The sequence below is a fragment of the Halococcus salsus genome, assembly GCF_009900715.1.
Taxonomy (GTDB): Archaea; Halobacteriota; Halobacteria; order Halobacteriales; family Halococcaceae; genus Halococcus; species Halococcus salsus.
On the sequence record NZ_JAAAJC010000018.1, the window covers coordinates 1 to 11,442 of the forward strand.

The 11,442-nt window shown below is 53.6% G+C and carries 10 protein-coding genes; 6 read left to right on the top strand and 4 right to left on the bottom strand.

What is annotated here, in order from left to right:
• Nucleotides 1-234 precede the first annotated feature (234 nt).
• The 3 genes from GT355_RS17185 (at nt 235) to GT355_RS17195 (ending at nt 3,290) form a co-directional block, all read left to right on the top strand.
• Entirely contained in the window at nt 235-645 is a 411-nt protein-coding gene (locus GT355_RS17185; protein WP_160135747.1) for a hypothetical protein, read from the top strand.
• Nucleotides 646-1,101: 456 nt separating this feature from the next.
• A complete protein-coding gene (locus tag GT355_RS17190) occupies nt 1,102-1,818 on the top strand; it encodes a hypothetical protein (protein WP_160135748.1) in 717 nt (238 codons plus the stop codon).
• A 557-nt stretch (nt 1,819-2,375) separates the two neighbouring features.
• Complete coding sequence (locus tag GT355_RS17195; protein WP_160135749.1) at nt 2,376-3,290, top strand: glycosyltransferase family 2 protein; 915 nt, start codon at nt 2,376-2,378, stop codon at nt 3,288-3,290.
• A gap of 407 nt (nt 3,291-3,697) precedes the next feature.
• Here the strand turns inward: GT355_RS17195 and GT355_RS17200 are convergent, their stop codons facing one another.
• A complete protein-coding gene (locus tag GT355_RS17200) occupies nt 3,698-4,435 on the bottom strand; it encodes a DNA-directed RNA polymerase subunit epsilon (RefSeq protein WP_160135750.1) in 738 nt (245 codons plus the stop codon).
• Nucleotides 4,436-4,788: 353 nt separating this feature from the next.
• Nucleotides 4,789-6,072: a cytosine deaminase gene (locus tag GT355_RS17205; RefSeq protein ID WP_160135751.1), complete on the bottom strand. Its 1,284-nt coding sequence runs from the start codon at nt 6,070-6,072 to the stop codon at nt 4,789-4,791.
• 105 nt (nt 6,073-6,177) lie between these two features.
• On the opposite strand from GT355_RS17205, the gene codB reads away from it, so the two are divergent.
• Nucleotides 6,178-7,563 carry a cytosine permease gene (gene codB / locus GT355_RS17210; RefSeq protein ID WP_160135752.1) on the top strand — a complete coding sequence of 462 codons (1,386 nt, stop codon included), beginning with the start codon at nt 6,178-6,180 and terminating at the stop codon, nt 7,561-7,563.
• 70 nt (nt 7,564-7,633) lie between these two features.
• Here codB and GT355_RS17215 read toward each other — a convergent pair whose 3' ends face one another.
• Entirely contained in the window at nt 7,634-8,779 is a 1,146-nt protein-coding gene (locus tag GT355_RS17215; RefSeq protein WP_240145882.1) for a site-specific integrase, read from the bottom strand.
• 553 nt (nt 8,780-9,332) lie between these two features.
• Here GT355_RS17215 and GT355_RS17220 point away from each other — a divergent pair.
• Nucleotides 9,333-9,602 carry a hypothetical protein gene (locus GT355_RS17220; RefSeq protein ID WP_160135753.1) on the top strand — a complete coding sequence of 90 codons (270 nt, stop codon included), beginning with the start codon at nt 9,333-9,335 and terminating at the stop codon, nt 9,600-9,602.
• Between the two features lie 750 nt (nt 9,603-10,352).
• On the opposite strand, the gene GT355_RS17225 is transcribed toward GT355_RS17220, so the two are convergent.
• On the bottom strand, nt 10,353-10,586 hold the full coding sequence (locus tag GT355_RS17225) for a hypothetical protein (protein ID WP_160135754.1): 234 nt from the start codon (nt 10,584-10,586) through the stop codon (nt 10,353-10,355).
• A 126-nt stretch (nt 10,587-10,712) separates the two neighbouring features.
• Here GT355_RS17225 and GT355_RS17230 point away from each other — a divergent pair, with 126 nt between their 5' ends.
• The gene (locus GT355_RS17230; protein ID WP_160135755.1) at nt 10,713-10,892 is read left to right on the top strand and encodes a hypothetical protein; all 180 of its coding nucleotides are present in this window, start codon (nt 10,713-10,715) and stop codon (nt 10,890-10,892) included.
• Nucleotides 10,893-11,442 lie beyond the last annotated feature (550 nt).

Below are 11,442 nucleotides of genomic sequence, written 5' to 3' on the forward strand. Positions count from 1 at the left end.
AAAGTGCGCCAGCTATCCAAGCCTCGTCAGTGATCGCCGTGAGCCCTATCCAGAGGCTCATTAAGATACTTGCCCATCCCATGACTTCTCCCAGTTTGAGCTGCCGATTGGTGGTCAGTGACGCTCGTATATTGCTAAGAACTGTCATTGCTTCTAGTTCGTCTCCATGGAACATGTAGCTTTCCCATAACAGATCGGGTAAAGATACTTACTGGACGGGAAAAAGATGCTATCATGAGCGCAACACAGTCTGCCGTGCTGTTCGGGAGGGAACGGCATCGCTCCCGACAGTTCATCGGGTTCGCCGCGGCGATGTTCGTGCTCACGGCCGTCTTCTTCGGCGGGATGATGACCGGAACGCTGCCCTTCATCTGGCCGCTCGTCTATCTGCCGGTCCTCATCGGGATTATCGCGGCACTGGTGAACGCCTATCTCAACAGCGGGCTAGTCGTGAGCGCCCTGAACACGGTCGTCATCGCCGGTGCGATGGTTCTCACACACGGACTCCGCGCCGTTCTATCCCCCTCATGGCCGATGATCGGTTGGTCGTGGTATCTGTGGGTTGGAGCGGTGCTCCTCGGCGTCGGCATCAGTGCGTTCGTCCTCGGAGCCGGTATGCGGCGCTTGGTCGGCCATTTCGGGTGAGAAGCGAACTAACGGCCATTCAACGCGAGGAACGCCGGGACCATCGAGAAGGTATTACCGGGCGTTCTCGGCAACCCTTCTCTCTGTGAAAGCCCGCACAGCGCCCTGTGGGCGCGAGCAGGACCGTGGAGGTGGGCGGGCGCTCCGTGGGTATGTGGTCGGGCTATGGCTGCCCCGGAAGGGGGACAAAACTCTCTAGCGGTGCGGAGCGTGGCGGGTGTGGTTGCGTTGCGGTCCGGAACCTGCACTTTGGAGAAGGCTCCAATGGTTTGTATTGGGCAGAAATGACGAGAAATTGAACCCTCTTTTAAGTCATTCTTGCGACAAGGTATCTATATGAACGAGGTAGAGTGCGGATCATGCTTTTTGGTCTTGAGTACTTGAGGCGTATCTGTATCCTTTGTCTCTACTACTGTATTTGGTCCATGATGCGGAGAAGAAACTAGCAAATTCATCATGACCAGTGAAAACCATCACAGCGCCTGGGATTTGAAAAGGCGGCGTCCCATCCCAGATGCACAACCAGGAGAAGGGGCGTTGAGTGAAGAGGACATTTCTGGTGATCAAAACCAGTTCGAGTATGGGCCGGAGAGTCCGGCTGCGACTCGTATCGGAAGCGGGTCTGAAAGAGACGATAAAGGGGAGAGACTGAGCGAACTCAACGATGGACGGCACCAGTCAGATGGGGAACTTAGTACCCGCACTGCGGAGTGGGATAAGAAGAGAATTACACAGGCTCTCTGCAGTAGCTTGCGATTGAGTAATCTGCAACAGAACGAGGCGGTCCGTATGATGCAGGAGCTCAATTTGGATGCATTTGGTAGCCAGAAGTCCATTGAGAAGGTAGCCCTTGCTGTGATCAAATTCGTTGTCAATCGAGATAGGGCAGAACAGGGTTCGCTAGAACACCGGATTAGTGAGGACGAGGAGTTCCAAAGGCTTGTGACGAAATTTGGACTGGAAACGGGTATGAGCCGGTTGTCTCAGTCAGTTAAGGAGCAGTTGAAACAGAACGGCCTTCTTCATGGTAATCCGACTGCTTCGACCGAGAGCCCAGAAAGTGGATCTCGAGGTGCAGGTAGGGACTTTAGACCTGACCCGGCTCTGCCAGATGACGACCATGATGCTCCTGTGGATATTCCCGCTGGAACCGCTGAGAGCTTCGAATACTAGCTTCTAGCCTTTTTCGGATTTTTCGGTTTTGAGATCGGTGATTAGCTTTGAGTACGTCTACACAAGAACTGAACCAGCAGCTTCGGGTGCTGGTTCTTCATCTGTACGCATGGAGCATGGTGTTCATGATCGCTGCCGCTACTCTCCATTTTGTTGCACCAACCCTTTCGGCCGCCTTTGGTGCTGTGTCTGGTGCAATTGCACTGTCTGCGACCTTCCTCGGTGCAGTAAGGAAGCATGTTTTCTCAGTTATTGACTGATGCGTGCGTGGGTAGAATTATCTGGTAAGGCTCAGCCCTGTAGCTCAGAAAGTGACGGACGGGCTGGGGGGTCTCTAGCTCGAGACCCGCCTTTTACGAGATTTCTGTAGATGGTGAAATTCATGCCACCCTGGAGATAGACACTGGTCTACTGACAGGGTATGGAATCTGGATAGTAGTCATTCACTGTGCGTCTAGCCTTCGCTAGTTGGCTAACCAAGAACCGTGAGCGGGGTGAAAACTTGTAGATATATGGTGCTGGGAACTCAAAACTCATCAATCGAACGTCACACTATCATGAACAAGCCCAATCCGCCGGTAAGTGTGATTATGCCCACCGTTGAGTGGCAGTCTGCATGCAGAGAAATACTAGATCAATTGAGAGAAATTGATGAATTGCTCGTCGTTTGTGACACAGCTAACGATCCAATAGCGAATCAAAATATTCCTTTTTCAGTAGATCTCGTCATGGCCGGTCGCCCAGTTGGGTGTTCTGGCAAAGCGAACGCTATTGCAGCGGGAATGGAAGCGGCTTCGAATGATCGAATTGTCTGGACAGACGATGACTTCGTTCATCCACCGGACTGGCTAGACGCGCTACATACGGATTACAACGCTCATGGACCGATTTCAGAGGTAGCTTTCTTTGTTGGTCAAGATACTCTTTCGACTCTCCTCGAACCGGTCTATGCAGCGGGCGGTTCTCTTATTCCACTTTTAGAAGGTCAATCGTGGGCAGGTGCACTGATGTTTGAACGCTCGGATGTCGATATAGAATGCTTTATCGAAGAATTACGGCAGACTGTCAGTGACGATGGACTGCTTTCGGAACACATTGACTTCACTGTGGTTCGGAGGGTACGGCAGGTAGAGGTCGGAGGAACAATCCGAGCGTCGCTTGAGCGTCACACGAGATTCACACAGTTGGTTTGGCACCACGACCGACGAAACATGCTCAGTCTCCTCGTCGTCTCAACACTGGTGGCGGTTTTCTGCGTAGCAAGTCCACTGTTGGCTGCGGTTTGCTTGACCGGGATTTATGCGGGCATCTATACCTATCTCGGTGTAGAGCGGTGGACGTTCTTACTTGCGTATCCTGCAGCACTCCTCCAAGTTCCGCTGTTTCTCTATGGCCTCTGGAGGGATACGTTTGTTTGGGGAGGCCGACGATACCGTTGGCGAAGCAAATTCAATGTTGAGGTAGAGGATTAAGACTGGACTCAACCTGCCTGACCGAGGGCTACCACAGGTCACAAAAACAGGGGGTTCTACGCCGGTAGAATCGATTCTCTCTCGTTGCACATCGATCGCTGTATCCATGTGCAAGATTCAGGTCACGACGCGTTGTATCACCGTGCTACTCTGGCAAACCTGGTGAGATCATCTTTCGCTATGATCAATCCATCAGTGAGTCACCCGAACAGCACATGCGATCCACCCCAATGTGCAAAATCCACCACGAGACCTGACACGATTGAAGGGAAGAGGCTGGCGAGACCTGTAAAGAAACACCGGCTTCTGTACACCCTGTAGAGAATACCCGGTTGCTTATCTCAGCCAGTCCTGAAAAGAAAGCGACCATTCAACCCCGCTCTATCGGTGGCTGAGAGGATATCAAATCAAGCCGAGGAACGAATCTCGGGACTCGGTAAGCTCGGGTCACGGTAGGGATTGCGGCCATAGACTGCATCATGGAGGCCACGCTCGTCGAGTTGGTCGACGAGGGTTCGGCGGAGCCGATTAAGACTGGTGGTATCGAGGTCGTGTTTCTCACAGAGGCTCGTGAACGATTCCTCGTCGGTGATGGAGTGGAATTGCTCGTAGAGGTCGGCGAGTTTCTGGGGGGATTGGTCGGCGATCCACTCGTCGTCATGGAGACCGAGATGATGCTCGCGTTCGCGGTCGACGACGTGGCGGATCACGACGAGCGCGACTTTGGGAATGGCACGCTGACTCCCGAAGGTGGTAAGGTCGAGGTCGACCATCGTCCCAATAGCCCGGTCGCGCTGCCACGGGGTGAGGTCGAGGCTACTACACAGGGCGTGGGTCAGTCGGAGCTTCTCGAGACGGTGAGCACGCCGGCTGTAGCCCTTCATCGCCGGATGACGCTCGTCGTGGAGCCGGCGAACGTTCTCGCTGAGGTCGTGCTCGGGTGTATCTGCGCGGCCGATACGCGTTGCACTCGGCGTGACGAGCCCCCATTGTCGGACGGTTTCGTCACGCTGGAGGTCCGCTCGTGAGACAGCACTATCCCCAGGGAGCTGGCTGAGCGGCGAGATATCGCGTTCGCTGAGCAGTTCCGGACGGCGGTCTTCGACTGCTGGGAGTAAATACCGACCAGCATCCTCGTCGGTCATTACGCAGCCAGTACTGGCTGCTCGTAGTTGAAAGGCGTGGCTACGTGCAGTAATTCTCTCGCAGGAAACTAACGCGTTCCTCCCTCGTATCTACACCTTATCGCCAGAAGCACTTAAAGAATCAGCGACTCCAGCATCTTACCTAACATCTAGACTGTCATGAGAACCAGCGTTTGGTAAGACTGGGCTTCCTTGCTCTGGTAGTGATACGACCATCATCAGTGCTTTCGCTGCGTGCAATAGACTATCAGAGATAGCCCACCTCATGACTAGATCAACCATCACATCAGCAACTCCACCGCTTTCAGAGAGGACCCCTCGGTTGATTCGTAGTGGATATCCCGCTCCCAGAATCAGCGCCGGTACCGGATCCGTTCTGAGTCACCAGCGTGGCGTACCGTCGTTTGTTGGGGCTCAGTTCGTGCCACCTCATGACCACTTCGTAAGACGAGAGTTCTAGGGGCGCGCGTACGCAGCGCGTCAAATGGGCTCATTGCATCGTAAACAACGAGCGAGCCGTCTGAGCCAGGCTCAAGCCCATAGTCATCGTCTGAGAATACCGTCGCGTTTTCAGTTGTTAGCATTTCCCAGACATCCGCTACGTCTTGATAACCATTCATGTGAAGATAGTGGATGAGCATGAATGCAGCGTCCAACTGGTCACCAGTTCCATAGTGATAGAATGGATCGAGAACCGAGTCGTGCCCGATACCGATGGTGACTCCGGCTGCTCGTAGTTCGTCGACACGCGTATGGCCTCGACGTCGGGGATAATCGTCATAGCGGCCCTGGAGTACAATGTTAGCTAGTGGGTTGGTGATTACCGAAACTCCACTCTCGCTAAGCATCGAGATCACCTTCTGCGCATGGGCGTTCGAATAGGAATGCATTGCCGTAGCGTGACTTGCAGTCACCCGGTCTCCAATATCTCGTTTCAGCGCCTCACTAGCCAATACCTCTGTGAACCGTGAGTTTGGGTCATCCGTTTCATCGATGTGTAGATCAACCGGAAGTTCATGGCGTTCAGCCAGATCAGCCGCGATCTTCACGGACGCAGCCCCATCTTCTGGGGTTAGCTCACGATGTGGAATTCCACCGATGAGGTCCACTCCCACGTCGATGGCATCACGAAGGAGGTCCTCGTGGGACTCGTCAGTTAAAATTCCATCTTGAGGGAAAGCAACGACTTGCAAGTCGACTAAATCGGCTACCTCCTCTCGGAGTTCACAGAGAGCCTCAACCCCAGTAAGCGTCTCTTCTGTCGTATCTGCATGTGTTCGAATCCGAGTTGTTCCATGGCTCACAAGCCATTTGATTGTCTTCAGAGCACGGTCTTTGACGTCTTGCTTTGTAATAGACTGCTTGCGCTCACCCCAAATTTCAATCCCTTCCGTCAGCGTTCCCGACCTGTTCCAACGGGGACCACCTGCAGTCTGTGTGGCATCGAGATGCAGATGAGGTTCGGTGAGACTTGGTGTAACCAATCGCTCTTCAGCATCATATTGATTATCCGAGCTGTAGCTCTCAGGGTCACTGCTTCCAGCCGGATTGAGCGAAGCGACATCGCTGTCCTCGATCTCGATGTCGACGACATCCCCATCTAACAGCTGAGCGTTCTGAACCAGGTAGCGTGCCATGCGAAAGGCAGGAAAGCGTAGATTAAATATCTCCCGTTTCGATAATACTGGGTATACCAACGAATTTATCTACCTATGCTATATGACTACACACGAACTCGAAGAATGTCTTCAGAAAACGCCACCGATAGGCTAAAACAGTTCGTACTTGGCGATCAAGAGCTGGCTGACCCAGATTGGCCAGTTGACCATGTACCGATGAATGAACGAAAAGGATTGTGGAGTATATCCGCAGTACTATTGGGATTCGTATTTTTCGCCGGGACGATATATTCAGGGGCTGCAGTCGGTGCTGCACTCGGATTCGGACAGTTACTGCAAGCAATGGCCGTTGGCTACGCGATTTTGGGTGTTTACGTCGCCATCCTCTGCGCAATCGCAGCAAAAGCTGGTCTCACAGCAGTCCTGCTTTCACGCTACACGTTTGGCCGCTTCGGTGCTAAGTGGGCAGATCTTCTACTTGGGGGGACTCAGGTTGGATGGTTTGGGGTGACCATTCCGATGGTTGCAGTCCCGACAGCAGAATTCTTCAATATCAACACGCCGATGTGGGTCTCTTTCCTGATTCTTCTGTGGGGCATTCTCCACCTCTCGTCTGCCTACATCGGGTACGATGGAATGGAAATTCTCTCAAAAATAGCTGTGCCCGCCCTTGTATTGATAGGCGTCCTGTCTATCGCGATCGCCCTCCTTGATGTAGGGGGATTCGGTGGTCTCTTCGGGAGTAGTTCAGCTGAGATGGGCTTTGGAGCTGCTGTAACTGCCGTTGTTGGAACGTTTGTGAGCGGTGGGACACAGGCGCCGAACTGGGCTCGATTTGCCCGTAACCAGAAAGTCGCTTTTTGGGCGGGGCTAATCGCATTCTTGCTCGGAAACGGGTTCCTGTTCTTCAGCGGCGCCGTCGGTGGAACAGCGTACAACGTAACGCCGGCTGGCGACCTCTATCAGGTCCTTGCGGTCCAAGGGCTTGCTGGGCTCGGTCTGATTGCGCTGATACTCAATGTATGGACGACTAACGACAACGCAGCATATGCATTCGGCGTAGCTGGAAGCGAAGCGTTCGGCATCAAGCAAAAGCGTCCGTTCGTCCTTGCAGGCGGGGCGATCGGGATTATGCTTGCCCTACTAGGAGTAAGTGATGCATTGTCACCGTATCTAGGTCTACTTGGTCAGTACATTCCACCACTTGGAGGGGTTCTCATCGCAGACTACTTGCTGTGCTGGAAGCTGCAAATCCCACGAATGGAAGACGTCGAATTCGTCGGAGTCCGTTACTCCGGGATTACGGCGTACCTCGTTGGTTGTGCCGTTGCTGCCCTTACAGCAGGGGCTCTCTTCCCAGGTATTGGGCTCCCAAGTGTGATTCCCGGGATAGCTGCGCTGAACGGTATCATCGTTGCAATGGTTGCCCATACGGTGCTCTTCTACGGGCTCGAAAAACGCGGTCTTCTTCCCGGCCATCATGTGGAGGACGACGCTGAGTACTGCTAACCACTGAAGAACGTATTTTTGTAGTATGATGTCGACACGAGACGTTTGCTGTAAGGGCTTCGCCAGCTATTTACTCACTATCAGCTTCTTCGAAGGCATCAGTCATCTGGTCGGCGAGATCGCCGGCCTCAATATGCGAGTAATGCTCGCGAACGACTTCCTCGGAGTTATCGAGCGCTCGCGCGGCGGCCGCGTGGCCTGAGGTGCGAACAAGGACCTCGCCAGCACCGCGGCGAGCACCGTGAGGCATCAGATACTCATCGTCATCGAGTTCGATGCCTGCCTGCTCACAGAGTCGCTTGAGAACGTGCCGTCCTGCGTCAGTTGTGATTGATGGTGGCGCGACGTCGACCTCGACACAGGCTTCGATGAGCGACTGGTCTTCTTTGACTTCCTCGATTTCTGTTTCGGTGTAACCACGCTGGGTGAGCGTTTCGGTAATCCGTTGGGAGAGCGTTGGGCGGTGGAAAGAGGGAAAGACCGGCCAATTCTGACTGGGAACGTCGAGAACGCGCTGGTAGACCTCCAAGGGATAGATTACCGGCCCAGGGAGGCCCCGGTCGTCGAGACGCTGTTTTTTCGCGAACACCGTCACGTAGCGGTCCTTGAGATGAACGTCCTCCCAGCGGAGTCCCTGCCTTCGCTCATCGCTTTTGTCGCGGAGAACCTCCGCTCCTCGAACCCCCGAGTACGAAAGGAGATAGACGAGAGCGCGGTCGCGACAGACCTTGATCGCCGCTTCTCGGTCCTCACTGACATTGTCGATAGCTTCGTGTGCCTGCTCGTCGACGAACTTGGTGAGCTGCTGGCGGTCGTCAGCGGACCAGGCCTGCTGGTCACCACTCTTGTGACCACCGTCGTCGGGGATGGGCTCGGTTGCATTGCGCCGCTGGGCGACGTTCTCGGCGAGATGACCCTCACGAACGGCCCAGCCACAGAACGCTGAGATGTAGGCGTAGTAGGTTCGGACTGTGCCCGTCGCCCAACCCTGGCGGGTGAGATGCCGTGCGTACTCGCGGAGATGGCCTGACTCCAATTCCTCGAACGTCGTCACGGCATCTTTGTGCTGAGCGAGGAAGTCCACGAAGCGGTCGAGCTCTCTGTTGGCGTCGCTTCGATAGTTTCCGCTCTTGCCACCTTGGCCCTTGCCTTTGTCCGTTAGGAAGTCCTCAGTAACCGCATCGATACGAACCAAACTACACACCTCCTCTTTCATTGGCTCCAATGTGGTTCTCAGGCTGCGTAACCGGGGTTCTGGCTATTATCATTGTGTTGGCTGTGGGAGAGGGCGGGGTGGTGGGTAAAGTTACTGGTCCTTATTGCTGTAAGCGCGGGTATTCTGAGACTGATCATGAATCCTTCTCAAAAACCGTCTTGGTATCGTCTAATCGAGCCAATGAACTCAGATAAATATTGGATCTGCTAACTCTAGGTTCCCCGATTCTGACATTCGGGTCTTACCAAACATTAGAACAAGGCTTCGATGCCTATGTTAGGTAAGAACGTAGCGGACATCGTGCCCCTTATGCAACACACTGGGATCGATGAGATACTCTATCTCTCCAGTAGGAGCGGTGTATCCGAGAGAAGATGGGATTGCAGAAGGAAAATGGTCAGACCACCAGCGTTTGGCCCGTTCGTGAAACCAACTACGCATCGCTAGAATCGAGATCGTAGTAAATTCATATAGTGATTCCTACTTCGAGAATTCGATCTCGACTGCGTTTGGCCGTAAAATTCGTATGAGACACGAACGTAGAATTCCGGCTATGACGAACGGAGGTGCTGATCAGGCCGAAGATGGTGACCACACAGAGAACGAGCAGGTCCCACTTATCGACGAAGCAAGCGTCAGCCTCACCGAGCAAGAGAGTGAGTTGGTAGAGAGGCTCATCGAAGGAGAGGAGTACGATACATCTATCAGTGCTAATGAGATGGAAAGAGCGCTCGTTGAAGCCGACATTGATGATGAAAACCGAGAAGCCACAACCGACGAATTGATTCATGTCTTTCGCGATCGCACACCTGACGCTGAGTAGACCTCCTCAAAGTTTCTCGAAAAGCAGGGACGCGAACTAAAATCAGCCTCACCGAGGCTTTGCTACCTGGTTATGCCGGGCACCCGAAACATTCGCCCTTAGAGGCGTGCGAGGATTGTGGTAAGACGGTTATGAAAGCGTACCTCAAAGACGACACCTGTCCTGAGTGCCGCTTGAATTGAGGTGGTGGGCACACCGGTGCTACGTTTGCTACGCCTATCGCTCAGCGGTATAGGAATGGGCAGGTATATGGGTGCGATTTCGGATCCGGCCTGCCCAGTTGAACCTATTCATCAACTGCAAAACCACTTTGGGTTCCAATAGTTTTCGCGCCCAAGTGCCGGCTTCGAGCGACGGCCGGACCATAGGCCCGGTCCGGTGGCGATCGGGAGTTACCCCACTCGCTAGACTGAATTCGACTTGGTAAAGTAACTAATACGGTGTACGCACTGCTCGGAAACCATGGAAACGGGCGGGTGAGTAGCTTGGCTATGGCGAGCCTCCCGCCCGTTTGAGCGTCTCGCTTTATCTGCAATAGTCTTTGGGTACTGTTATCCCATGTGTTTGACTTGTTCGGCTGGGTGGGGTAACTCCTTGGGCCCCGCTGCGTCCGCTGTTCGCCTCTTACCAAATATTAGAATGGGATGTCGGTCCAAACGTTCGGTAAGAATCCGTGGCCTCCATAGATTCCTCTGATGGCTCACTCTCATTCAATCAGCCGAGGGTATGTAGATGTCATTTATGCTGACTTTAGTACACGAACGACCGCAGGAGTGCATAGAATGTATAGGCCAGCGCAAGCAGCACAAGCAGATAGACCACCGACACCCACACGGCGGGAAGAGCGCCGGCGAGAGTTGCTTGGCCGAAACCAAGAACGAAGAGGACCATCACGACACCGCCACCCACTACAAGACGAGTCACGAATGATGCTGTGATGATCCGGTCTCGGTAGTTCATAATGGGCCGTGGGAGTATCGTCATGCCCATGCCATTCGTTATTACTGACCTAAAGTCTTCCTCAGGTCTTACTAAACGATAGACGGGTTAGCTGATTGGAGATTGGGTAAGACACGAAAAAGAATCGAACGCGAAGGACGGCGGTGACTCATGTCCACGTTTTGCGAGGAGCGCGCCGTGCTCCTCGCCGACGGCGAATACCTACCCGAGTGCGCGATCGCGGCGGTCGCCGTCCAGGAGTCCATCTCCACTGAGCGGCTCCCCACTCCTGTGGTGCGATTTAGTGACGAGACCGACGACGTCGAGGTCGTGGTCCGACGGCGAGATTGAGTCACCTTACGCGAAATACCACCCTCGGTGCCTCGCAAAGTATATTAAGTAACCACAAGCATCCGCAAGTATGGCAACGGAACCCTCGAAGGAATCGCCTATAGAACAGTGTGAAAACTGTAACAAAGGTGTTCTGAAGCCCTACCTCAAAAACGGTGTCTGTTATAAGTGCCGTCAGGATTGAATTCGTCAGCGGATTGAGATTGTGGTTTGGCGGCGGACTATCTTCGCTATCAAGGGTGGCCATGCCGAGCGCACAATCTAAAACACTTATCGCTCAAAGCTCTGGGATAGAGAGGAGCACATGCCTACTGTGTCTCATGACGAGCTGTCCCTCTCTGTAAAACAATAACACGGTATTTGTTATGAAGGTCCTTGCCGTGTTGTGCAAATCGATAGGGGTGCCGTCAAGTGTTACCCCCACGTATTCGAACAGTTGGGCTTAGTGGGGTAACTCTTCTGGACTCCTGTTTCTCGTGACTCCGCTCTCACCCGTCAGAAAGCTTATTTCCCTATTCTCTATCGTATCAATCATGCAGATTCCTCCTCA